This window comes from Roseovarius sp. YIN77, assembly GCF_057219155.1.
On sequence record NZ_JBXVVI010000007.1, the window covers coordinates 42,456 to 66,575 of the forward strand.

Annotated in this window: 24 protein-coding genes; 12 read left to right on the top strand and 12 right to left on the bottom strand. The window is 58.0% G+C overall.

What is annotated here, in order from left to right; all coding sequences use genetic code 11:
- Positions 1-154: 154 nt before the first annotated feature.
- Positions 155-2,284, top strand: coding sequence for a response regulator (locus AC2D8P_RS08495; protein WP_484701958.1), 2,130 nt, complete (start codon positions 155-157; stop codon positions 2,282-2,284).
- On the opposite strand, the gene yaaA is transcribed toward AC2D8P_RS08495, so the two are convergent.
- From yaaA to AC2D8P_RS08510, 3 genes are all read right to left on the bottom strand, one after another.
- Positions 2,285-3,064, bottom strand: coding sequence for a peroxide stress protein YaaA (yaaA, locus tag AC2D8P_RS08500; RefSeq protein WP_484701961.1), 780 nt, complete (start codon positions 3,062-3,064; stop codon positions 2,285-2,287).
- Positions 3,064-5,115, bottom strand: a complete 2,052-nt coding sequence (recQ, locus tag AC2D8P_RS08505) for a DNA helicase RecQ (protein ID WP_484701963.1) — start codon at positions 5,113-5,115, stop codon at positions 3,064-3,066. The genes yaaA and recQ overlap by 1 nt, the downstream gene beginning before the upstream one ends.
- Positions 5,116-5,193: 78 nt before the next feature.
- A complete protein-coding gene (locus tag AC2D8P_RS08510) occupies positions 5,194-5,478 on the bottom strand; it encodes a YggT family protein (protein WP_484701965.1) in 285 nt (94 codons plus the stop codon).
- A gap of 163 nt (positions 5,479-5,641) precedes the next feature.
- Between AC2D8P_RS08510 and AC2D8P_RS08515 the strand changes: the two genes are divergently transcribed.
- The 4 genes from AC2D8P_RS08515 (at position 5,642) to arfB (ending at position 9,389) form a co-directional block, all read left to right on the top strand.
- Positions 5,642-6,976 (top strand): MFS transporter, encoded by a 1,335-nt coding sequence (locus tag AC2D8P_RS08515; RefSeq protein WP_484701967.1) that lies wholly within the window; start codon positions 5,642-5,644, stop codon positions 6,974-6,976.
- On the top strand, positions 6,973-7,893 hold the full coding sequence (mepA, locus tag AC2D8P_RS08520) for a penicillin-insensitive murein endopeptidase (RefSeq protein WP_484701969.1): 921 nt from the start codon (positions 6,973-6,975) through the stop codon (positions 7,891-7,893). The genes AC2D8P_RS08515 and mepA overlap by 4 nt, the downstream gene beginning before the upstream one ends.
- 107 nt (positions 7,894-8,000) lie before the next feature.
- Positions 8,001-8,621, top strand: a complete 621-nt coding sequence (locus AC2D8P_RS08525) for a queuosine precursor transporter (RefSeq protein ID WP_484701971.1) — start codon at positions 8,001-8,003, stop codon at positions 8,619-8,621.
- Between the two features lie 348 nt (positions 8,622-8,969).
- Entirely contained in the window at positions 8,970-9,389 is a 420-nt protein-coding gene (arfB, locus tag AC2D8P_RS08530; RefSeq protein ID WP_484701973.1) for an alternative ribosome rescue aminoacyl-tRNA hydrolase ArfB, read from the top strand.
- A 23-nt stretch (positions 9,390-9,412) separates the two neighbouring features.
- Here arfB and AC2D8P_RS08535 read toward each other — a convergent pair whose 3' ends face one another.
- Positions 9,413-9,655 (bottom strand): hypothetical protein, encoded by a 243-nt coding sequence (locus AC2D8P_RS08535; RefSeq protein WP_484701975.1) that lies wholly within the window; start codon positions 9,653-9,655, stop codon positions 9,413-9,415.
- A 130-nt stretch (positions 9,656-9,785) separates the two neighbouring features.
- Here AC2D8P_RS08535 and AC2D8P_RS08540 point away from each other — a divergent pair, with 130 nt between their 5' ends.
- Both AC2D8P_RS08540 and AC2D8P_RS08545 read left to right on the top strand, forming a co-directional pair.
- On the top strand, positions 9,786-10,415 hold the full coding sequence (locus tag AC2D8P_RS08540; RefSeq protein ID WP_484701976.1) for a LysE family translocator: 630 nt from the start codon (positions 9,786-9,788) through the stop codon (positions 10,413-10,415).
- Positions 10,416-10,523: 108 nt separating this feature from the next.
- Positions 10,524-10,922, top strand: a complete 399-nt coding sequence (locus AC2D8P_RS08545) for a GFA family protein (RefSeq protein ID WP_484701977.1) — start codon at positions 10,524-10,526, stop codon at positions 10,920-10,922.
- Positions 10,923-10,931: 9 nt separating this feature from the next.
- On the opposite strand, the gene AC2D8P_RS08550 is transcribed toward AC2D8P_RS08545, so the two are convergent.
- The 5 genes from AC2D8P_RS08550 to AC2D8P_RS08570 form a co-directional block, all read right to left on the bottom strand.
- The gene (locus tag AC2D8P_RS08550; RefSeq protein WP_484701979.1) at positions 10,932-11,324 is read right to left on the bottom strand and encodes a hypothetical protein; all 393 of its coding nucleotides are present in this window, start codon (positions 11,322-11,324) and stop codon (positions 10,932-10,934) included.
- Between the two features lie 140 nt (positions 11,325-11,464).
- Positions 11,465-12,319, bottom strand: a complete 855-nt coding sequence (locus tag AC2D8P_RS08555) for a DMT family transporter (protein ID WP_484701980.1) — start codon at positions 12,317-12,319, stop codon at positions 11,465-11,467.
- Positions 12,312-13,055, bottom strand: coding sequence for a metallophosphoesterase (locus AC2D8P_RS08560; protein WP_484701982.1), 744 nt, complete (start codon positions 13,053-13,055; stop codon positions 12,312-12,314). The genes AC2D8P_RS08555 and AC2D8P_RS08560 overlap by 8 nt, the downstream gene beginning before the upstream one ends.
- Before the next feature lie 65 nt (positions 13,056-13,120).
- Positions 13,121-14,716 carry a phosphoglycerate dehydrogenase gene (gene serA, locus AC2D8P_RS08565; protein WP_484701984.1) on the bottom strand — a complete coding sequence of 532 codons (1,596 nt, stop codon included), beginning with the start codon at positions 14,714-14,716 and terminating at the stop codon, positions 13,121-13,123.
- A gap of 56 nt (positions 14,717-14,772) precedes the next feature.
- Positions 14,773-15,927, bottom strand: a complete 1,155-nt coding sequence (locus AC2D8P_RS08570) for a phosphoserine transaminase (RefSeq protein WP_484702076.1) — start codon at positions 15,925-15,927, stop codon at positions 14,773-14,775.
- 155 nt (positions 15,928-16,082) lie between these two features.
- Between AC2D8P_RS08570 and serB the strand changes: the two genes are divergently transcribed.
- Positions 16,083-16,958 carry a phosphoserine phosphatase SerB gene (gene serB, locus AC2D8P_RS08575; RefSeq protein ID WP_484701985.1) on the top strand — a complete coding sequence of 292 codons (876 nt, stop codon included), beginning with the start codon at positions 16,083-16,085 and terminating at the stop codon, positions 16,956-16,958.
- Positions 16,955-17,506: an RNA 2',3'-cyclic phosphodiesterase gene (gene thpR / locus AC2D8P_RS08580; RefSeq protein ID WP_484701986.1), complete on the top strand. Its 552-nt coding sequence runs from the start codon at positions 16,955-16,957 to the stop codon at positions 17,504-17,506. The genes serB and thpR overlap by 4 nt, the downstream gene beginning before the upstream one ends.
- Positions 17,507-17,513: 7 nt before the next feature.
- Here thpR and AC2D8P_RS08585 read toward each other — a convergent pair whose 3' ends face one another.
- Entirely contained in the window at positions 17,514-18,512 is a 999-nt protein-coding gene (locus AC2D8P_RS08585; RefSeq protein ID WP_484701987.1) for an asparaginase, read from the bottom strand.
- Between the two features lie 165 nt (positions 18,513-18,677).
- On the opposite strand from AC2D8P_RS08585, the gene AC2D8P_RS08590 reads away from it, so the two are divergent.
- Both AC2D8P_RS08590 and rlmN read left to right on the top strand, forming a co-directional pair.
- On the top strand, positions 18,678-19,238 hold the full coding sequence (locus tag AC2D8P_RS08590; protein ID WP_484701988.1) for an invasion associated locus B family protein: 561 nt from the start codon (positions 18,678-18,680) through the stop codon (positions 19,236-19,238).
- 91 nt (positions 19,239-19,329) lie between these two features.
- Entirely contained in the window at positions 19,330-20,514 is a 1,185-nt protein-coding gene (gene rlmN / locus AC2D8P_RS08595; RefSeq protein WP_484701990.1) for a dual-specificity RNA methyltransferase RlmN, read from the top strand.
- Between the two features lie 85 nt (positions 20,515-20,599).
- Here the strand turns inward: rlmN and AC2D8P_RS08600 are convergent, their stop codons facing one another.
- Positions 20,600-21,481, bottom strand: coding sequence for a lysophospholipid acyltransferase family protein (locus tag AC2D8P_RS08600; RefSeq protein WP_484701991.1), 882 nt, complete (start codon positions 21,479-21,481; stop codon positions 20,600-20,602).
- A gap of 315 nt (positions 21,482-21,796) precedes the next feature.
- Between AC2D8P_RS08600 and AC2D8P_RS08605 the strand changes: the two genes are divergently transcribed.
- Positions 21,797-22,258: an MOSC domain-containing protein gene (locus AC2D8P_RS08605; protein ID WP_484701993.1), complete on the top strand. Its 462-nt coding sequence runs from the start codon at positions 21,797-21,799 to the stop codon at positions 22,256-22,258.
- Positions 22,259-22,290: 32 nt separating this feature from the next.
- On the opposite strand, the gene AC2D8P_RS08610 is transcribed toward AC2D8P_RS08605, so the two are convergent.
- Positions 22,291-24,003 carry a ferritin-like domain-containing protein gene (locus tag AC2D8P_RS08610; protein ID WP_484701994.1) on the bottom strand — a complete coding sequence of 571 codons (1,713 nt, stop codon included), beginning with the start codon at positions 24,001-24,003 and terminating at the stop codon, positions 22,291-22,293.
- Between the last annotated feature and the right edge of the window lie 117 nt (positions 24,004-24,120).

A 24,120-nucleotide genomic window follows, 5' to 3' on the forward strand; every position in this document is an offset into this window, starting at 1 on the left:
CCAATACCTGCGTTCTTCGGCCCGTGTTGTCAACAAAGCTTGGTGATATGGAGGATCGGCTGGGGCACGACGCGGTCGCCTGGATATCAGAAATTAATCCCGGGTTCACATCTGTCTGAAACAGTCGCCTTGTTGTGACAACTCAGGCGGACAGATGGCACCTCAAACACCGAACACACCTGCGGGCAATGACCTGCATCACGAACGCGTCTCTGCGTTATTGGCAGAGCTGGGAAAGCTTCACCAACAATCAGGCAAGCAACATCAGCACACGGATGCGCTCTTGCGTGACATCGATTATGCCCGCGCTTTACGTCTGGTTTCGGGCTTTGCAGCGGGTCCAAACGGGGTGGCCATGTATGACGCAGATAACAAGCTGATGTTTGCCAATGCATTTTACCGCGATTACTTTGCGCTGGACGGTCGTGATCCGATGGGCAGATGTTTTGGTGATCTCTTGTCTGACGGGGTGAAATCCGGTCATTTCAACACTGATGGAAAAGACGCAGAGGCGTGGTGTAGACCGCTTGTTGAAAGATGCGCGGCGGAGCGCCCCCGCCCCGAAACGATCCGCCTAACAGACGGGCGGTATATCCTACTGATCGATGTCAAAACACCGCTGGGGGATCGGACCTCTATCGCGATTGACAATTCTGAGGCGGTGCTGGCGGAGCAAGAGCTTGCCCACGCGCGCCAACAGGCAGAGGATTCCTATCACGCCAAATCCGCATTTCTGGCCCGTATGAGCCACGAAATCCGCACCCCTATGAACGGCGTGGTGGGTATGGCGGAACTGTTGTCAGATACCGAGATGAGCGAGGATCAGTGCCTATACGTGGATACGATCCGCAATTCGGGTGAGGCCCTGCTGGTCATTATCAACGACATTTTAGACTATTCCAAAATCGAGGCGGGCAAGCTGACCCTGCACCGTGAACAGTTCGATCTGGATCGCTGTCTGCATGAGGTGGTGACGTTATTGTTACCACAGGCACACGCCAAGGGGATCGATTTGCTGGTGGATTTCGATCTGTTTTTGCCGCCGTGTTATTTGGGCGATGGCGGTCGCATCAGGCAGGTTCTGACAAACCTGATCGGCAATGCGGTGAAGTTTACATCCCAAGGGCATGTCATCATCCGCGTGGTCGGGCATCAACCGGACGGTACCAGCGAAACGCAGGTTCACATTTCTGTGGAAGATACCGGCATTGGCATCCCCGAGGATCGGTTAGACCATGTATTCGGGGAGTTTGATCAGGTCGACAATGACAGCAGCCGTCATTTGGGTGGAACCGGCCTGGGCCTGTCGATCAGCAAACATCTGGTCGAATTGATGGGGGGTGAGATCTGGGTCGATTCCGAGGAAGGGACAGGATCATGTTTCGGTTTCAGACTGCCGTTGGAGCCGGCCCATGATGTGAACTGGCAGGCTTTGGAATTGCCCAAAGACACCCGGCGCATTCTGATCGCAACGCAAAGCGAAATCACTGGCACGATTTTGGAACGGCAGTTGCGCACGATGGGTGCTTCGACCGCAATCTCCAAATCTTCTGATGACGCGTTGAAATATTGCGGCCCGTCGATTGATTTGTTGATTGCCGATATTGATTTGCCACCGCTGGAAAGCCCGGATTTCGCCAAACAGGCGCATAAATCCGCCCCCAAGATGCCGATCATCTTTATGTCCAACTCCCCATCAACATCGGTGGAGCACTTTCTACAGGCCGGCGTGTTAAAAATCATTCGCAAGCCGATGTCGCGTCGGGACGTGATGTCGATCTTTCGTGGGTTGGAGGCACCCGCGACATCAGCTTCGGCCAAGCGACCTGTCGCGCAGCCCAATCTGCGACGGAGCCAACAACTGATCAAGGTATTGGCCGTCGACGATAACAAAACCAACAGGCTGGTTTTTGAAAAGATGGTCGCGACACTGGACATTGATCTGTGTCTGGCTTGTGACGGGGTCGAAGCGATTGAAGCCTTCGGTCAGTTTCAGCCGGACATCATTTTCATGGATATCTCGATGCCCGGAATGGACGGAAAAGAGGCAACCGCGCGGATCAGACGGATGGAGCAGGCATCCGGTACTGTGCGCATCCCGATCGTGGCGATGACCGCCTATACGCTGGAAGAAGAGATTGCAGAGATCATGGCGGCGGGGCTCGATCAACACCTTGCCAAGCCGATCCGCAGGCAGGATTTGTGGGACGCGATCGAAAAACTATCGGCAGATCTCAAACCGGCGGCACCCGCCCCGACACCGCGCCAAAGGCAGGCCCGCTGATCAGCTGCCCGCCGCGTCGCTGCGCAGAAACACCCATTGATCGCCGCTGCTCATCCCCGGCTGAAACTGATAACCGCCGGTGTCGAACTGTTGCAGGTGCACAGGGTCTGTCAGGTGATTTTCGACTGCAAAGCGCGCCATCGCCCCGCGCGCCTTTTTGGCATAAAAGCTGACGATCTTTGGTGTGCCATTGCGCAATTCCATAAAGACGGGAGTGATCACGCGCAGGTTCAGGGCCTGCCGGTCAACGGCGCTGAAATATTCGACAGAGGCGCAATTGACCAAGATGTCGGTGCCCACCTTATCGGCTTCTTCATTCAGTGCCGTGGCAATCTGAGCACCCCAATAGTCGTAAAGCGACTTGCCCTTGGGGTTGTTTAGACGGCTACCCATTTCCAGCCTGTAGGGTTGAATGCCGTCCAGCGGGCGCAGCACCCCGTATAGCCCTGACAGAATGCGCAGGTGGTTTTGTGCCCAGCGCATGGCGTCATCAGAAAGCGTTTCCGCCTCCAACCCCAGATAGGTATCGCCCGCGAACATCAGGGCCGCAGGGGCCAAAGCCTCTGGCGTGGGCGCGGTTTGATAGGTGGCAAAGCGGGTTTGGTTCAATTCGGCCAGTGCCGGGCTGATCGCCATCAATTTCTGCAACTGCGGCGCGGTCAGTTCACGAGCCACCTTGGCCAGATTGCTAGCCTCTGCCTGAAACCGGGGGGTGGTCATGGGCAGGGATGTGCTGGCTGCCTCGTTCAGGCGTTTGGCCGGGGAAATTGTGATCAGCATCAGGCATCCTCTGTTAGCAAGACTTCCAAAAAGGCCGAACCGAAACGTTCCACCTTTTGCGCGCCCATCCCCTGTATCCGGGCCAGCCCGTCCAGACTGTCGGGCCTGCGTTCGGCAATATGGCGTAAGGTGGAGGTTGGGCAGCTCATGAATTTGTCAACGCCGTCGTGACCCCGCGCCAGGCGCTGTTGGGCTTCCATCAATCGGTCAAATACGGCACCGGCCTCGCGGCCCGCGATTTTCCGGCGCGCCGGGTGCATAGCGGCGGTGGCCTCACCCGTGATGATGGTCAGAAACGCGGCGCCGTAGCTTTCCAGTTTCTTGGCGCCGACCCCGCCGACCCCGGCCATCTGGTCCAGAGTTGCGGGGCGGGTTTCGGCCATTTCGATCAGTGTGCGGTCGTTGAAGATCATATAGGCGGGCAGGCCTGCGGCCTCTGCCAGGGCGCGGCGCTTGGCCTTTAGTGCCGACAAGAGCGGCGCGTCCTCTTCGCTGACCAGCGTTTTGACCGCCGGGCGGCGGGTGGCGGATTTGATGCTGTCGCGGCGCAGTTCGATCCCGACCTCGCCGCGCAGGATCGGGCGGGCGGCGTGGGTCATGCGCAGGGCACCGTGGCGTTCGGGATCGGGGCGCACCAGATCATGGCCCATCATCTGCCGGAAAATCGCCTGCCACTGGCGGCGATCAAATTCGCGCCCAACACCAAAAGTTGGCAGGGCGTCATGGCCACGTTCCTTGACCTTGGGCGTTTCATTTCCCGTCAGGATGTCAATCAGATGCCCGGCCCCGAAATATTCGCCGGTGCGCAAGATTGCAGACAGGGCCTTTTGCACAGCTTCGCGGCCATCATAGATATCTGCGGGGGAGTCACACAGATCACAGTTACCGCAGGGGTCCGGCGCTTCGCCAAAATAGGTCAAAAGGTTCTGGCGACGACAGCGCAGGGCTTCTGCCAGACCCAAAAGTGCGTTCAGGCGCGCGTGATCGGCCATGCGCCGTTCTGGTGGGGCGAGCCCCTCATCAATCTGGGTGCGGCGCAGGCGAATGTCATCCGGGCCATAAAGCGTCAGTGTTTCAGCCGGTGCCCCGTCGCGCCCGGCCCGACCGATTTCCTGATAATAGGCCTCTATCGATTTGGGCAGGTCGGCATGCGCGACCCAGCGGATATCGGGCTTGTCTACCCCCATGCCAAAGGCCACGGTGGCGACGACGATCAATCCGTCCTCTTGCTGAAAGCGCGCTTCGACCTCACGGCGATGATCGGCCTCCATCCCGCCATGATAGGCACAGGCGCTGTGGCCTGCCTCGATCAAGGCGCGGGCCAACGCCTCGGTTTTCGCACGCGTGCCGCAATAGATGATGCCGGGCTGGCCCTTGCGGGCGGCAGCAAAAGACAGGATTTGCTGGCGCGGCTGGTTTTTGGCCTGAAAGGCCAGATGGATATTGGGCCGGTCAAAGCCGCGCAGGAAGGTTTCGGGGGGCTCATCGCCGAACAACCGCGCAACGATTTCGTCTCGCGTTTCGGCATCGGCGGTGGCGGTGAAGGCCGCCAGCGGCACATTCAGGGTGCGGCGCAATTCACCGATACGCAGATAATCCGGGCGGAAATCATGGCCCCATTGGCTGACGCAATGCGCCTCGTCCACGGCAATCAAGCTGACACCAGCGCGGCGCAGCATGTTTTGCGTCCCCCCAGCGGCCAATCGTTCGGGCGCGAGGTAGAGCAGTTTCAAACGCCCGTCCTCCAGCGCCTGCCAGACCTGATCGGTTTCCTCCTCGGTATTGCCAGAGGTCAGCGCGCCCGCCTCCACCCCGACCTGCCTAAGCGCGCGCACCTGATCGCGCATGAGCGCAATAAGGGGGGAGATCACGACGGTCAGGCCATCACGGCACAACGCGGGCAGTTGGAAACATAAGGATTTGCCGCCGCCGGTTGGCATGATCGCCAATGTATTGCGCCCGGCGGTTACGGCCTGCACGATCTCTGCCTGTCCGGGGCGAAACTCGGAAAAGCCGAAAACAGAGGAAAGAAGTGCCTTTGGATCGGACATTGGGCCTGATTATCATTTTGTCTGCTCAGGCCCAGACATCCCATATGTAGCGGCCCACCTCAAGGCCGCATACGAGGATTAGCGCAGCAAAAGTTCCGGCAAGATGTAATCGCGCAGGGAAATCACGATGATGAACGCCACAAGCGGCGCCAGATCAAGTGGGTGCGTGTTTGGCAAAAAGTTGCGAATGGGGCGATAGATCGGCTCCAACAGCCGGTTCAGACTGAACCAGATTTGCGCCACGATTGGCTGGCGCAGGTTCAGGACCTGAAAATTGATCAGCCAGCTCATGATGATGTGAATGATCATAATCATGAAAACCACGTTCAGGATCAGGGCCAGCGGTCCGTATATCGCCATCATTATTGCGCTCCTCAGTCAGTCTTTGGCAGACCTAGGTGCAGGGCGACCAAAGCGCAAGCCCCTGTCTTGCGATCAAGGGTCGGCGCTTCTTTGCCATACGGGGCTTGCCTGATCCGGCAATTGCCTGTCTTATTCCATCAACGGGCAGGAAATGAGGCAGAGCATGGCAGAGATTTCACTGCGCAAACGGGTTTGGGGCTGGTTCTTTTTTGACTGGGCCAGCCAGCCATACAACACCTTGCTGTTGACCTTCATTTTTGCCCCTTATGTCAAATCCGTTGTTGGCGATGGTACCACCGCACAAACAATCTGGGCCTTTGGTGTGGCCGCTGCCGGGATCGTGATTGCCATTCTTGCACCCGTATTGGGGGCGATTGCCGATAATTCCGGCAACCGGGTGCGCTGGGTCTGGGTGTTTTCCGTCATGTATGTCGTCGGCGCGACGGGTCTGTGGTGGTCTGACCCGGCAGATTTCAACATCGTGCAGATCATGCTTTTATTTGCCGTCGGCCTGATCGGGATGGAATTTGCGACGATTTTCACCAATTCCATGCTGCCCGACCTTGGGCCTAAAAAAGAGATCGGACGGATATCCGGCAACGGCTGGGCCTTTGGCTATGTCGGGGGTCTTCTGGCGCTGGTGATCATGCTGCTATTGTTTGCCGAACAGGGCAATGGCAAGACATTGATTGGGCTCGACCCACTGTTTGGACTGGACAGTTCGGCGCGGGAAGGCACGCGGTTTGTCGGGCCCCTGACCGCCATCTGGTATGTCGTGTTCATGATCCCGTTTTTCCTGTGGGTGCGGGATCCGAAACATCAGGCGGTGTCGGCGCTGAAAGTGTCCTATGCCCTGCAGGAGTTGAAACAGACCATCCGCGGCCTGCCCGCACGGCCGAGCCTGTTTGCCTATCTGGGATCGTCGATGTTTTATCGCGACGCCCTGAACGGGATTTACACCTTTGGCGGCATCTACGCGGCGGGGGTGTTGAATTGGTCCATCGTGGATACGGGGATTTTCGGCATTCTGGCGATTGTGACCGGGGCCATATTTGCGTGGATCGGCGGACGGGCCGATCAGACTTACGGCCCCAAACCGGTGATCACCCTTTGTATCTCGATCCTGACAGTCGTGGCCATTCTGGTGGTCTTCGTTTCACGCGAGTCCGTCTTTGGATTTGCCGTGACAGAGACATCACGCTTGCCCGACATAGCGTTTTACGTCCTCGGGGCCACGATTGGGGCCGCGGGGGGGGCATTGCAATCTGCCAGCCGCACGATGATGGTCAGACAAGCCAATCCGGATCGCATGACCGAAGCGTTCGGCCTTTACGCATTGGCGGGCAAGGCCACATCCTTCATCGCGCCCCTTATGATCGGCATCGCCACTGCGGTGACCGGCAGCCAAAGTCTGGGTGTGACGCCATTGATTGCGCTGTTTTTAATTGGCCTGATCCTGTTGCGCTGGGTCAAGCCGGATGGGGAGGTTCAACCATGATCCGATTGTCCACCGCATTTGTCTTTTGCATTGCCCTGTTGGGATGTCAGGCCAGCGAGCCGGTCGCGCAGCAACCGATCGTGACCGTCGCCAGCAGCAATCTGGACCCGGCCCTGCTGTCGGTGGAGGCCAAGCAATTGTTTGGCAACGAACATGAGGCGTCCCGCCAATCCCCTGCCCCCCATGGCAGCTATGCCAAGGGCTGTCTGGCGGGTGGCATGCAACTGCCGGAAACCGGGCCGACATGGCAGGCCATGCGCCTGTCGCGCAATCGCAATTGGGGCCATCCCGACACGATCAGGTTCATCCAACAACTCAGCCAGGAGGCGGTGAAGCTGGGCTGGAACGGGCTTTACATCGGCGACATTTCCCAGCCGCGCGGAGGGCCGATGCTGACCGGGCATCGGTCACACCAGATCGGCTTGGATGCCGATATCTGGCTGCGCCCGGGCACGGATATGACCCTGAGCCGCGCCGAACGGGAGGATCTGTCCTCTACCTCTATGCGCCGCCAGAACGGGGCCTATGTGAATGATCAATGGACCCGCGCCCATCACCAGATTGTTCGCGCTGCGGCCTCTGACCCGGCGGTCGCACGCATTTTCATTTTCCCGGGGGCCAAGGCACAGATGTGCCGTGACGAGACCGGCAATCGCGATTGGCTGCGAAAGGTGCGCCCCTGGTGGGGGCACCATTATCATTTCCATGTCAGGCTGTCCTGCCCGGATGGCATTGAGGGCTGCGTTGATCAGGCCCCACCGCCACCCGGCGACGGATGTGCCGAGGCCGATGAATGGGTCCACAACATTCTGAACCCGCCGCCACCCGATCCCAACGCACCGCCACCGAAACCGCGCCGGGAATTGACGTTGGGCGAGTTGCCCTTGCAATGCGCATCGGTTTTGTCCGCCGATTAATCGCTGCGCGTTGGTCCTTGATCTGCAGCACAAGCCTGTGGTAACAGCCCGCGTCCTGCACAGATGCAGGACCAAGTCTCCGCAACCTTGATAAAACGGATCAAGATATGACACGAATTCTTCCTGGCATTATTGCCATGGCCGCCATTGTCGTGGCCTCAAACATCCTTGTGCAGTTCCTGTTCGGCAATTGGCTGACGTGGGGGGCTTTTACCTATCCTCTGGCCTTTCTGGTCACCGACATCATGAACCGCGTCTATGGCGTCTCGGCAGCGCGCAAGGTCGTGCTGGCGGGTTTTGTCGTGGGCATCATCTGTTCGTTCATTGGCACACAAATCATGGGCGAGTATGGCCCGCTGGTGACCTTGCGCATCGCCGTGGGATCGGGCAGCGCGTTTCTGGTGGCGCAGCTTTTGGACGTTGCGGTGTTCAATCGGTTGCGGGATGGGGCTTGGTGGCGGGCGCCCTTGGCGTCTACCCTGATTGGGTCCTCGGTTGATACGGCGATGTTCTTTACCATCGCGTTTTCCGGCGCGCTGAGCTTTATCGAACCTGCCAATGACGTCAGCTGGGCCGGAGAGGTTCTGCCGCTGTTGGGCGCGGGTCCCGAAGTGCCGCTTTGGGTGTCGTTGGCGGTGGCCGATTGGATGGTCAAACTGTCGCTTGCACTGGTCGCACTGGTGCCTTTCCGCATAGTTGTTGCAAAACTTTCTCCAAATCATGCGTAAAATGTTTTGACAAACACAAAATCTATGGCAGGCTTCTAATTGTAGATAACTACTAGAAAGGAGGTGCCAATGATCATTGGGAAACGGGAGCAGCTGGGTAAGGTTACAAGCGAGGTGAAGGTTTAGGGGGCAGCCCCTCTGACACGATCCTGGCTTCGGGCGACCCTCCGGGTTCCCTGCTTGCCACCTCCAATTCTCGAGGAGAGCCCCGTCTGATCTGGACGGGGCTCTTTCCATTTGTGGCCTTTTTGACCCGCTGCAGCACGTCGGTGTAACGTCGGTATTACGACGGTGTCGATATCCGGGGTTTTCAGGCATGATGACACATGAACCACGGCAGAATTTGGCATGTTGCGCATAACAGATACACTCTGCATCGAAGACTGGGAACTGACCGAACAGTTCACCCGTTCCTCTGGCCCCGGCGGTCAGAACGTGAACAAGGTGTCCACTGCGGTCGAGCTGCGGTTTGAAGCCGCCCGCAGCCCTAATCTGCCAGATGCCGTCAAACGCCGATTGAAACGTTTGGCCGGACGGCGCTGGACGCTGGACGGCGCGATCGTGATCCGGGCCGAAGAGACCCGCAGCCAGGCCCGCAATCGAGAGATCGCGCGGGAACGTTTGGCAGAGCTGATCCGAAAGGCGATGGTCGCCCCCAAACGCCGCGTCGCCACCCGCCCCACAAAAGGATCGATTGAACGACGGCTGAAAGCCAAAAAAACGCGCGGTGAGGTCAAGGCCGCGCGTGGCCGGGTGGATGAGGAGTGATGGCCCATGCGCGCCCGTGTGGTTTAATCGCCGCCATCCGCCGCGCTGTCGCCGCTATCAGATGTTGCAGAATTGTCTTCTGATCCCTCTGACCCGGTGTCGCGATACAGCCCCATGCAAAAGGCAACCCAAGGCGTCGGATCATCTGATGATTGTCCCCGCAATGCCGTTTTGCGCGTGATGGCGAAGCCCAGCAGCGAAAACGCGACAGCAGCCAGCGCCACAGCCCAGGCGTTGAGTGTTATCCAATCCAATAGTCTGGTCATGCCTCCACTGATACCATGGATCACCCACACCACATAGGATTGACCTGAGGGACCGAAGGCGACAAGCGGCTTGGACCCTATGCCGTGTGACGTTACTGTTGCCCAAGCCTGATTCAACCGGACCCAACCAATGCCACCCTTAGAGCTGTTGATCGCCTTTTTGATCGCGACAAGCATTTTCGCCTATATGCCCGGGCCATCCACGCTTTACGCGGCGGCCCAGACCATTGCGCGGGGGCGCCGGGCCGGATGGTTCGCGGCGTTGGGCATTCATCTGGGGGGGTATGTGCATGTTTTTGCCGCCGCCGTTGGCTTGGCCTATTTGTTTGACGCGGTGCCGCCATTATATCTGACACTGAAACTTGCAGGTGCGGCCTATCTGATCTGGCTTGGTCTGACGATGTTCAGGGCCAAGCCCGACACGACCAACTCCGTTGTCGCCATGCCCCGGAAAAGCGCCAAGCGGGCGTTTTGGCAAAGTGTTTCGGTCGAGGTGCTCAACCCCAAAACGGCAATCTTCTACGTCGCGTTCCTGCCCCAGTTCGCGGACCCCGCTGCATCACTTCCTATTTGGGCCCAGCTTTTCATTCTGGGAACGATCGTCAATTTCATGTTTTCCAGCGCCGATGCCATCTGTGTCCTCCTTGCAGACAGGATCGCTGTGTATTTCAAAACCGCAGGCGGTGCCAATCGATGGGCACAACGCATTGGCGGCAGCATTTTGGTTGGGCTGGGTGCCAAGCTCGCATTAGACAGATAAAGGCGGCGCAGGTGGTGAAAGCCGCCGCCAATCGTCGCAAATCAGCCAAGACAGCCCACCTGAACATGAATAGATTAAACGGAGTTACCGTGTTCAGTGGAGGGTGGCATGCGCGGCAGATGTTTGTGTGGACAGGTCAGATTTGAAGTCGACGATCCGGTCAGTGCCTGTGTCAATTGTCATTGCGACAGTTGCAGGCGGCAGTGTTCATCGCCCATGACCACCTATATCGGCATCCCCGACGGGCAGTGGCGGTGGTTGGGGGATGCGCCGAAGGTGTTTCATTCCTCGCCCGGGGTGGAACGGACGTTTTGTGGCAATTGCGGGAGCCCGATGTCATTTCGATCCCAGAAAATGTCGGGGGTTATGCACCTGTACGTCGCCGCATTAGAGGCGCCGGAACACTATGGCCCGACGCTGAATGTTTCCGCCGAAGAACAGCTGCCATGGCTGCGATTGGATGATGGTTTGCCAACTGTAATCGGCCCGGATTACACCAAGGCCTGATCGCTGCGATCAGAAGGCCAGCGATGCAAAGAAGGCCAGCTTTTCAGACGGCATCATGCTGACCGGCGCATCATCACCCCACCGTGTCGGCATCGGTTCGATCGTGTGAAAGCGGATATTCTGGTTGAGAAGGGCCTGCATTAGGGTGTCGATCTCTGCCGCCTCGATCACCAGATGGTTTTGCCCCTGCCACGTAAACTGGTTGAGCAATTTCATACGGTCATCTTCTATGAGCGTGGTTCCAGCGGGCTGATCTTGGGGCACGGATACGAAGTATTTTTGCATTTGGGCTGTGGCTGAGGGCCGAGAGGTGGCATCAGAGCCAACCATCACCGCAGCGGCGGTCAGGGTCGAGGTGGCAATGAAAAACGCGGTTGCAAGGGTGAGATTACGAACTGTCATGGTCTGATCCTGTGTTGGGCCAATATGGCGTTGTGCTATGGGATCAGTTTGCAGGGCGCGGCGCATCTGACCGCGAGCCGGGGCGGCAGACCTGCGTGAATTGGGCGTCAGATCGCGTGAATTTCAGACGGTTTGCGTGATTATCGGCGCCGTAGCGCCACCAGATTGGACACGACCAGTGCCCCGATCACAATCACCCCGCCCATGATCGCCCAATGGCCAGGATCTTCGCCCAGCACGGCCCAGACAAGGATCGGGGCCAGTACGGATTCCAGCAAGATCAAGAGCGACACCTCGGGCGAACTGATGTACCGCGGGCCAAGGGTCAAAAAGCAGGTGGCAAGCCCGATGAAGGCACCATGGGCGATGATCAATGTCCAGTTCGCCTGCCATGCGGTAAAGGGATCGACAAACAGCCAGATCAGGGCGGCCGCCCCCAGATAGGCAATCGGCACCGCCGGGATCATTGATGTGTCTTTCACCCGGCGCACGGCGGTCAGCGCCCCGGCATAGGCGGCAGAGACATAAAGCGCCCACAAGTCCCCCTTCCACGAGGCAAGTTCGGATCCGCCGGAGCCATAGGCGATCACGCCCAGCCCCACCATCACCACCAGCATGGTTGCGATCAGGCGGCGCGAGATCGGTTCACCCAGAAAAATCCGGCTAAAAATGGCGGCAAAGATCGGAATCGTCGCAAAGATAAACACCACATTGGCAACACTGGTGTTGGCCACGGCCTGCACAAAACCAAAAGTGGTGGAGCCGATCGCACAGATATAGATCACCCCGGGCCAGCCGGTCGTCAGTGAGGCGCGAATGCCCCGGGTGCCCTGAAAAATCAATGTACCGATCAGGATGATCAAACCTGAACTCGTCCCCCGCCAGAAAGCGATGACCATCGGCTCCGCCGCGATCAATCGCACGAAAAGTGAATCCGGCACCACCAGCAGAACGCCCAACGTGGTGAGCAATAGGCCCTTGAGATGGTTATTCATGTGCGGGGTCCGTTCTGCCCAATGGGCCAAGTTCAAAGACGGTGCCATCCTCTATCACGATGGCGCTGAGACGTTTACCATGCCCGGCCCCGGTGTCGATGTTCACCCGGTTGCCGTAATGGGTCACCCGATCAACCGGGGTGTGGCCGTGGATGATCAGGGCGCCGTGGTCTGAGCGGTCGTCAATAAAGGGCCGGCGCATCCAGCACAGGTCATCCTTGCTTTGCTGATCCAACCCCATGCCCGGGCGGATGCCCGCATGGGCAAAGAACAAGCCGGGCAAAGTAAAGCTATAGGGCAAGCCTGCCAGAAAATCGCGATGGGTTTGCGGCACCTTGGCAATCGCTTGAGATAAGATTTCGGTCTCTCCCAAACCAGAGCGGACAGCGACCCCGTAAGAGGTCAGCGTTTCCATCCCGCCCATGATCTCGTCATGCCAGTTCAATTCACTGCGCAACATCGGGTCGCGATAGTTTGGGCCGGTCAAAAACCCCTCGAACATGCGGTCGTGATTGCCTTTTAGAACCACCCAGGGTTCGCCCCGCGCCTGCCCCCGGATCAGAAAATCCAGCACGCCGCGCGCATCTGGGCCACGATCCACCAGATCCCCGATATGGATGACGGGTGCATTTTCGTCACCGGTGCGCTCACGATCCATCTCGATCCACAGGTGGATGCCTTCCAGCTTATCAAGGTGGCCGTGAATGTCTCCGATGGCATAGACGCGTTGGGTCATTTGAATCCGCATGAAAAAACGCCGCCCGGTAGGGCGACGTCTTAGTTGAACCATATTGGCGGGGATCAGGCCACCTCAAATTCCAAAGGGCTGACGGATTGAAAATGTCCCGTTTCGCAAAGTTGCTGGCGCACCCCTTCAGGAAGGGGCTGGTCGATATAGAGAAGCGCAATCGCCTCGCCGCCGACGTCTTTCCGACCAAGGGTAAAGTTCGCGATGTTGACATTATTGGCGCCAAGGGTCTGGCCCAAGGTTCCGATGATCCCCGGCACATCGCGATTGGTGGTGTAAAGCATATGTTCGCCAATCTCGGCATCGATGGTGATGCCCTTGATCTGGATGAACCGTGGTTTTCCATCGGAAAACACCGTCCCGGCGATGGAACGTTCGCGGTTTTTGGTGACCACAGACAGTTTGATATAGGCGTCAAACACACCTGATTTGCCTTGTGTGGTGCGTGATATCTGGATGCCGCGTTCCTTGGCCACGATCGGGGCGGAAACCATGTTCAGTTCTGGATTTGTCGCCTTCATAATCCCGGCGATGACGCTGCAGCCCAGCGCATCGAGGTTCATTTCCGCCACTTTACCATCGTAAAGGATATTGATCGCCTGAATGGGTTCATCCGTCATCTGGCCGACGAAGGCGCCCAGGTGCTGCGCCAGTTTCAACCATGGGCCCATGGTTGCGGCCTCTTCAGCTGTCACCGACGGCATGTTCAGGGCGTTTTGCACGGCCCCGGTCAGCAGATAATCCGACATTTGTTCGGCGACCTGCACGGCGACGTTTTCCTGTGCCTCTGTCGTGGCGGCGCCCAGATGCGGGGTGACAACCACGTTGGGCAGGTTGAAGAGCGCATTGTCCGTGGCAGGTTCCTCGGCAAAGACATCAAAACCTGCGCCGGCAACATGGCCGGATTTCAGGGCCTCGGCCAAGGCCACCTCATCGACCAGACCGCCACGGGCGCAGTTGACAATGCGCACACCGGGTTTGGTCTTAGAGATGGCCTCTGCCGACAGAATATTGCGGGTTTTATCGGTCAGCGGGACATGCAGCGTGATGAAATCAGCGCGCGGCAGCAGCTCCTCCAATTCGACCTTGGTCACGCCCAGTTCCTTGGCGCGTTCTTCGCTGAGGAAGGGATCAAAGGCGATCACCTTCATCCGCAGGCCCAGCGCCCGATCCGCCACGACAGAACCGATATTGCCGCAACCGATCAGACCGAGCGTTTTATTGGTCAGTTCCACCCCCATGAAGCGGGATTTTTCCCATTTGCCCGCGTGGGTGGAGGCATTGGCGTCGGGGATTTGGCGCGCAACCGCCATCATCAGCGATATGGCATGTTCGGCTGTGGTGATGGAATTGCCAAAGGGCGTGTTCATCACGATCACACCTTTTTTCGATGCGGCCGGGATTTCGACATTGTCGACGCCAATCCCGGCGCGACCGACGACTTTCAGGTTTTCAGCGGCGTCCAGAATTTTTGCCGTGACTTTGGTGGCCGACCGGATGGCAAGACCATCATATTTGCCAATCACTTCCAGCAGGCGATCCTTGTCCTTGCCAAGGCCGGGTTCGAAATCAACCTCGATCCCGCGGTCGCGGAAAATCTGCACCGCAGTTTCAGAAAGTTTGTCAGAGACGAGTACTTTGGGAGCCATGTTCGTGGTCCTTTGAATAATATTGGGGGGGTGGCCGGGATCTGCCCCGGCCCCTGTCATGCGTGTTCGGATTGCGCGGCGAGTTCCGTGTGAAACGCCCATTCAATCCACGGCATCAATGCCGCGACGTCCGAGGCCTCTACCGTGCCACCGCACCAGATGCGCAGGCCCGGGGGGGCATCGCGGTAAGCGCCGATGTCATAGGCCACACCTTCCAGTTCCAGCCGTTTGGCGACCGCCTTGGCGAAACTCGCGCCGTCCTTGATCCGGTCGTCAGTGAATTTCAGGCAGACAGAGGTGTTTGAGCGTGTTTCGCGATCCGCGGCCAGATGGTCGATCCAATCATGTTGGGCCACGAAACTCGCAATCTCGCCCGCATTGGCATTGGCGCGGGTGATCAGACCGGCAAGACCGCCGACAGAGCGCGCCCAATCCAGCGCAAAGAGGTAATCTTCGTTCGCGAGCATGGAGGGCGTGTTGATCGTGGCGCCTTTGAAGATGCCATCGATCAGCTTGCCACCCTTGCTCAGGCGAAAGATTTTGGGCAGCGGCCAGGGTGGAGTGTAGGTTTCCAGCCGTTCAACAGCCCGGGGCGACAGAACGATCATGCCATGGGCGGCCTCGCCCCCCAGAACCTTTTGCCAGCTGAAGGTGGTGACATCCAGCTTGTCCCACGGCAGGTCCATGGCGAAGGCGGCAGAGGTCGCATCGCAGATGGTCAGGCCCTTGCGATCTGTCGGGATGAAATCACTATTTGGCACCCGCACGCCAGAGGTCGTGCCGTTCCATGTGAACACGACATCATGGTCAAAATTGACCGCGTTCAGCTTGGGCAGTTGGCCATAATCGGCCTCGTGCCGGATGGCTCCCAGTTTCAGTTGCTTGTCAACATCCGTGATCCAGCCCTTGCCAAAGCTTTCCCAAGCCAGCATTTCCACAGGCCGTTCGCCCAGAAGCGACCACATCGCCATTTCAACGGCGCCGGTATCCGATGCCGGAACGATGCCGATCTTGTACTCTGCCGGGATGCCCAGAATTTCGCGGGTGCCCTCAATCGCGGCCTCTAGCTTGCCTTTGCCAATGCCCGCGCGGTGCGAACGGCCCAAGGGCGCGTCGGCAAGTGCGTCGAGAGTCCATGTGGGGGGTTTGGCGCAAGGGCCAGACGAAAAGCGCGGATTGGCCGGCTGCGTTGCCGGTTTTTCAATATCAATCATGATATCCTTCCAGATATATGCCCCTCGTTGGGGAGGGGTGTCCCACTGGTCGGGTTAAGGGGGAATTTCGGCTGGCACAACCCGGAAAAAGGCGCTAATCCGCCGCTTGAGCTTAAAAAAACGACACTTTTATTCACCATCGGAAACCTGCCATGTTTGTTGCGACCCTGCTGTGTAATCCCGCCCAACCTGCGTTAGAGCCATCACTGGTCGAGGCGGTGCGCAATGCCTGGGGGGGCGGTGCTGCTGATTGGTTGGCCCCGGATATTGCGGCGGAATTTGCCTTTGAAACCATGCCCGACAACCGCTGGCAGGTCTGGGAGGATCTGCAGAAACTAAACGTGGATCTGATCGTGCAGCCCGCCGAAGGTCGGCGTAAACGGATGCTGCTGGCAGATATGGATTCGACCATGATCCAGCAGGAATGCATTGATGAACTGGCGGCAGAGGCCGGGGTCGGCGACCATGTGGCCGGGATCACGGCACGGGCGATGAATGGTGAGCTGGATTTTGAGGATGCGCTGCGCGAACGGGTTGGATTGCTGAAGGGATTGGATGCCTCGGTCATCGACCAGGTCTATGACAATCGCATCACTTTTATGCCGGGTGGGCGCGAATTGGTGCAGACGATGAAGGCCAATGGCGGCCATGCGGCGTTGGTGTCGGGCGGCTTTACCGCCTTTACCACCCGTGTTGCCGCCGCGTTGGGGTTTGATGAAAACCGGGCCAATACGCTGATCGAGGCAGATGGAAAACTGACCGGCACTGTCGGCACCCCAATTTTAGGGCGCGAGGCCAAGGTTCAGGCGCTTTATGAAATCGCGGCTCAACAAGACATCGCCCTGTCAGAGGTGATGGCCGTGGGCGACGGAGCCAATGATCTGGGCATGTTGGGGCTGGCGGGCGCGGGTGTCGCGCTCCATGCCAAACCGGTGGTGGCGGCCGAATGTGATATCCGGGTCAATCACGGCGATCTGTCCGCGCTTTTGTACATTCAGGGCTATAGCCGCACCGAATTCGCCCAATGATCCGCAGCTTTGTTGCCCTGACTTTGCCTGACGATGTGCGAAGCAGGATCTACCAATTTGCCGAAACTGTCCCGGCTGGCCGGGTGGTGGAAGAGGACAGCCTGCATCTGACGCTGTCATTTCTGGGGGATCAGTCAGCCCAGGATCTGCAACATTTGGATGAGACCTTGTCTGATATCAGGATGGCGTCCTTTGATCTGTCGCTGAGCGGGCTGGATGTGTTCGGGGGCAAATCCCCGTCTGTCCTGTTTCTGCCGGCCCAGCTGTCGGACGAGTTGCGGGGGTTGCAGTCCAAAGTGGCCTCTGCCATCCGCAAGGCCGGGATTCAACTGGACCGCCGCCGGTTTCGCCCGCATGTGACGCTGGTCAGGTTCGGCAGGCGGCCGATCCGGGGCGACGCGCAGAAACTAGGCCGGTTCATTCAAGAGGTGGGGCCGGTCAGCCTGCCCGCGTTTAAGGTCAGCTCATTTGCGCTTTACCGTTCTGATCTGCAGCCGGATGGCCCGCGCTATGAGGCGTTGGCCATTTATCCGCTGAGCGCGGACTGACGCGGTCTTAGCGGATCAAAGCGGCAGATGGTCGGACTGACCCAGCTGGCAAGCCCAACCGGCTCAGGATTGGGGGCCGCATGCGTCGTTGAACCGCCGGGTCTTGTTCGTCCAGAACACCCAAGCGCACCAACAGCGTGGCAATCACACATTCCGCCGCCCGGGTATCACCATCAGCGATTTTCAGCGCCACGCCCATCCGGCGATCGGGCAAAATCGCAGTGAAAACGCCATCTGCCCCGGTTTTTATGGCCGCGCGCCCACCTGCGGCCTGCATCAACTCTGTGCAGGCACGTTTTTCCCCGGCAACCAGATCTGGATGGGTCATCATTGCGTTGCGCAGCCGGACCTTGGCATCCTGCCGCGCGCCGGTGCCCTCTTGTGCTGCCGCAAAACCGGCCATGGCCCTGGCCAGCCCATGCAATGTGGTCGCGAAATTCGGGGCGGAGCAGCCATCAATACCAAAACCCGGGCTGTTCAGGCCGGTCACCTCTTCAAAAGCCGTGCGCACGGTTTTTTGAACGATGTGATCAGGATCGATATATTCTGCGCTGCCGCCAAGGCGACGGTTGAGGGTCAAAAACCCGGCATGTTTTCCCGAACAGTTGTTGTGCAGTTGACAGGGCATTGTATCTGACCGGATCAGCGCCTCTCTTTCAGCGCGGTCATCGGGGACCTGATAGCCGCAGCGCAGATCACGTTCCCCTATTCCCAAATCGCCCAGCCAGGCCTCTACCCTGTCAGTATGGATCGAGGCACCATTATGCGATGCACAGGCCAGTGCCAGATGTTCAGATGTCAGCCCGACCTCATCCGCGACCCCGCTTTCCACCAAGGGCAGCGCCTGCACCATCTTGCACGAAGAGCGAGGAAAGATCACCTGATCCGGGTTTCCCCAAGCCTCGACAATATCGCCTGTTTCATCGCAGATCACTGCGTGACCGAAATGGGTGTTTTCTACCAAATCTCCACGCCAATCTTCGACAAACAGGGCTGGGGCTGTCATTGTGTACTCCGCTCTTCACTTTGTGCAATTTTCCGCCAACGGGGCTTTCCCCTGACAGCATTATTACGTTATTGTCCGGGTATCGAGTTCAAATCCCGATCAGCACCAGAAAATCGCAAGAATGCTGATGGGCAGAGGCAACAGACAGCTGGAGGCTGCATCACTATGAAACCATCCTTCCTTCGGAGTTGCGGGGCCGCATTAATCGCGTTTGCCGCCTGTACCGCATCGGCGCAGCAATCGTCTGATAATCGCGTGGGCGTTCATACGGCGTGGAATGTATTTGTCGATTCCAACCCGACACAGTGCTGGATCGTGGCCGTCCCGGAAAAGGTCGAAAACACCCGTGACGGGCGCGCGGTGTCGGTAAACCGGGGCGAGATCATGATGTTCGTCACCTTTGAGCCCGGACGTGGTTCAGCGCCGGTGATATCAATAACGGGTGGCTATTCCTATGCGGATGGTTCCACCGTGTCGGTGGCAATTGGTGACAATACTTTTGAATTTTTCACCCTGCCAGAGGATGATCCGTCAACGTCGGCAAAGGATGATGAATTTGCCTGGCCTGACGCAAGCGAGGACGCGAAAATCCTGCTGGCGATGAAACGTGGCACGTCGGCTGTGATCACCGCCCGGTCAGCGCGCGGAACCACCACCAAAGACACGTTTTCTCTCTACGGCTTCACCGCTGCACTGGAAGATGCGGAAAAACGCTGTAGCAGCTAATCGTTATACGCATGACAGAATTGAAGCGCGGGTGGTTCTCATCCGCGTTTTTTTAGTGTAGGAACCGCGTCTGATATTTTCGGAATGAACCATGACCGCAACCGCACCAATCACCCAGGATGTTCTGACCATCCCCCGCAAGCTGCCCGAGGGCGGCAAGACCAACCTTGTGGGTCTGACCCGCGATGGGTTGCGCGAGGCGTTGATCGCCGCCGGGACACCGGAAAAACAGGCCAAGATGCGGGTCGGTCAGGTCTGGCAGTGGATCTACCAGAAAGGCGTGCGTGATTTCGACAGCATGACCAATCTGGCCAAGGATTACCGGGCGCTGCTGGCAGAGCATTTCGTCATTGAAATCCCAGAGGTCGTGACCCGGCAGGTGTCGGAGGATGGCACGCGCAAATACCTTGTACGGATTGCCGGCGGCCATGAGGTCGAGGTGGTCTACATCCCCGAAGAGGGGCGCGGCACCCTTTGTATTTCCAGCCAGGTTGGCTGCACGCTGACCTGTTCCTTTTGCCACACGGGCACCCAGAAACTGGTGCGCAATCTGACTGCGGCAGAGGTCGTGGGCCAGATCATGGTGGCGCGTGACGATCTGGGCGAATGGCCGAAACCGGGGCGCCACCCCAAGGATGAAACACGGCTGTTGTCCAACATCGTGCTGATGGGCATGGGCGAGCCTTTGTATAATTTTGAAAACGTTCGCGACGCGATGAAGATCGCGATGGACCCGGAAGGGATCAGCCTGTCGCGGCGGCGGATTACCCTGTCGACATCCGGCGTGGTGCCGGAAATTGCCCGCACGGCTGAGGAGATCGGATGTCTGCTGGCAATCAGTTTCCATGCCACCACCGATGAGGTGCGCAATCAGCTGGTGCCCATCAACAAACGTTGGAACATCAACACGTTGCTGGATGCGCTGCGGGCCTATCCCAAAGTGTCAAATTCCGAACGCATCACTTTCGAATATGTGATGCTGGATCATGTGAATGACAGCGAAGATGATGCGCGCCGTCTGGTTGAACTGATCAAGGGCATCCCGGCCAAGGTGAACCTGATCCCGTTCAACGAATGGCCCGGCGCGCCCTATAAACGGTCATCGAACAACCGCATCCACCGCTTTGCCGACATCATCTACAAGGCCGGATATGCCAGCCCGATCCGCACCCCGCGTGGCGAAGACATCATGGCCGCCTGTGGCCAGCTGAAGTCTGAAACCGAACGCGCGCGGAAATCTAAAAAGCAGATCGCCAAAGAGGCAGGGCTGGAATAGGTTCGGGCGGGTTATCCCGGCAGCATTTCGACCGATCAAAACCAAACTTGTCGTCATTAGAAGCGAAGCGCGCGGCAACCCTGTCTTAGCGCCGCATGTCCTTCCAACGCCGCAAAAGCCAGTACCATTGGTCGGGTTTTTCCAGGATACGCGCGGATAGGTTATCGTTGAAGGCTTGGGTCATAGTACGTGGATCAGAGGGTTTGATCGGGGCTTCGAATTCCACATCTATATCACTGCTGTTGTCGCGCCTCGTGCCAAAAACCGGCACGAAAGGTACGTCATATTTCAACGCGAGGCGCGCCGGGGCGACAGACGTAAGCGCATCAAATCCCAGAAATGGCATCATCTCGCCGTCTACGGTTTTTTCGTCCAGCAAGATCGCTACAAACCCACCGGCACGCAGATGACGGATCAAGGCTGTGGTGCCGTTATGCCCGGTGGTCAGGGCAGGCTGCCCCCCCTGCTCGATCCCGCGCACAAGCAGGCGTTGGTAGTGCCTGTTGCTCTGACGTCGGTAAACCCCCGCGGTTTCCATGCCGCGGTGTTTCAACACGGCGCGCACTGCCTCCCATTGACCAAAATGCCCTGAAACAAGGATCGCGCCCTTACCGTCTGCCCGTGCCTTTTCCAACACCGCCAGCCCGGGGCCAGAGATATGGAAATTTTCCTGCCCTGCCTGAAACTTGGTATTGTGGAAAATCTCGAACAAGGTCCGGCCCATGTTCTGGCCCATTTTGCGACTAAGGCTCAGGCGTTCGGCGCGTGACATATCCGGGTAGATGCGCAAAATTTCCCGATCAAACCGTCGCCGCGCAATGGGGATCCAGCGCATGGTCCAGCCAAAGACATTGCCAAGGCTGCGCGCGCGCGCGTCAAACCCGCGCCATTTTGAATAGGTAAGCGCGGACCACAATGGAATGTAGCGAAGGTGTTGCCAGACATACTTGGCAGATCTGGTAAGCATCTGCCCTATATGAAGGCATTTACAGGTAAGTCCACTAGTATTTTAAGCATTTCAAGGCGAGCCTGTTTTGCGGGCGCATTCCGAAACGCACGCAAAGCGTTGAAAACCGCGGTGCGGGGAAAGCGCCGCATCGATGGCCCGGCTATATGTGTCTGACGCGACAATGATTGGGTTGTGTTGTGTCGCTTCCCCTTGGGCCAATTGCCCCGATTGGACAGAGCGCGTGCTTTGAGGGCCCGTATCCTATTGACAGCGCAAACCCACAGAGGCAGGAATTGAGCGGGCCGTAAGTGATTGAAGGTTGGGGATAAACCAATGTGGCAGGGAAAATTGTTGAACATTCACACCGCGGTCGAGCTGCGTGCACCGATGATTGCACATACGGAAATTCGCCTGATCCCGGGTCGTGGTCTGGAGGGTGACCGCTATATGACCGGGCGCGGCAAATATTCGGATTTTCCTGACATCCGTGAAGTGACTTTGATTGAAAATGAAACCCTGATCGCACTGGAACGGGATCACGGCATTACGCTCCTCCCGAATGAGCACCGACGGAACCTGACGACGTCAGATGTGCCGCTCAACCATCTGGTTGGCAAACGCTTTCGGGTGGGCGAAACCGTTCTGTTAGGTGGCCGCCTGAACACGCCGTGCCGTTACCTTGATCTTGTCACCCAAAAATCCACCTATGACTTGTTGCATCATCGGTCCGGGCTGAACTGTTCGATCGTCAGCGGCGGTGTGATCTCTGTGGGGGATATTGTGCGACCGGAATAAGCGGTGGCCGCACAATGCTGTTTCGCTTTGGGTTAATCCTTAAAATCGATCTTGGCGTGTGATCCATCACAGAAAGGTTTGTTTTTCGATTGCCCGCATCGGCACAGGGTCACGCGGTTGCGCGTCTCCAGAAAGGTGCCGTCTGATTTCATGATCGGTATGCCCCCGGTGACCCAGAGTGGCCCGGCATAGTGGGTGTGAGCGTCCTCTGAAATCGCGGCGACCTCGCGGGGGAGTTCCGCCTCTATTTCCGTCATCTCTCCGTCCACAGGCAACTCATAGACAAAGGTGCCAGACGGGCAGCGATCGACCATGGCCATGATCTGGCTTTTGGCATTGGCATCAGCGCTGTCGGGCATCAATTTGCGAATGCCGCTGGACTTGTTGAAACAGTATTTCGCGTGCACACAGAAGGAGTTGTCCACCTTTATCCTGATGCCGTCGCCGTCGACAATTTCCTGTGTTTCAGAAACCGGGGTGGAGCGATCTGGCCCTGTCCCGTCAAAATCGATGCGGTCATGGGTGCCGTCACAAAAGGGTTTGGTGCTGGACTGACCACAGCGGCACAGGACATAGCCCTCATCGGCGGGCAGGGTTTCGGTGGTGGCCCAGGTCAGTGCCTCGCCATTCTCGCTGGTCACGCGCCTTTTGCGCACCAGGGGGATTTCACCGTGAACGGCATAGGGTCCGTTTTCGCGAATTTCGATCCAACTGTCATGATCATGGGCCGGTGGACGGTAGGCAAAATAGGGGCCCACGGTGGTTTCGCCATCGCCAGACGGCATTTTCATCAGGTCCAGGATCAGATGCCGCAATTCGAACATCGTGCCCACGGTTTCCGCAAAAAGCCGGGGATCGCCGGCAAAGGAGCGTTCCATCATGCGCAGCATGTCGCTGTAGCCCTGGGCCAGGGCCTCCATCTTTTCGCGCTGGGGGCTGTCTGCCGGATAGTCGTCGATATTCGGGTTGGTACGCATGTTGTGCACGGCGTCCCAATCGACGGTAAACGCCTCCCCCGTCGGGCCAGACTCTGGTGTATCCCCGGCCTGATAACTGCGGCCAAAGAGAATTTCCTGAAAGCGGAAGTAGTGGCCAACCTCGTCGCGTTCAGGGTGGAACATGTTTTTGTCACCATCAAAGATCGACGCGTGATCCATCCCCTCGCCCTGCTCCACGATCTCATCCATCGCGGCCAGGGCGGAGGCCAGATCTGTCACCGCTAACAGATGCCCCGCGCCACCGTAATAAGTGGTTTCCGCCGTCAACTGCCAGGCCGGGTCGCCTGAAAACACCACCTCTTCTCCCATCGCATCACAGCAGGCTTTCAATCCCTCGATAATGGCGGAATAGAACTGACCGATTGAATGGTAGTTTTCTTCGAGCGGTTCAGCATCGGTTTCGGCGGGGCGTTCGATATTCAGAAACGATTTCACCCCTTCGGCAGAAAACTTGCCAATATGGACAAGGAAGGACCCGTCGCCATGCGGAAGTGGTGTGGGAAATGTCGGGATGAACCCATCATAGTCGAACCGGGGCGTGCCACCGACCGCGTTCAGGATGTTTGCGGCCAGCGCCATATGCAGCATCTCTTCGAGAAAGACGCTTTTGATGACCTCTGCGGATTCGACATTGGTCCCGTCTTTGATCGAATAGAGCGCGGACAGATAAGGTGCGAGTGTTGCGTGTTCCAGCTCTATCGCCCATTGCAGATGTGTCCGCAGGCTTTCCAGACTTGTGATGGCCATGATTGTTCCCCATTGGTCGTTTCATCGCGTCTTGCGTGAACGCGCTATTATCAGACAGATAAAGCCTAGTGCATCACTGGGGACGGGTCCAGCCGTAGGGCCGACCTGATTGCAAGA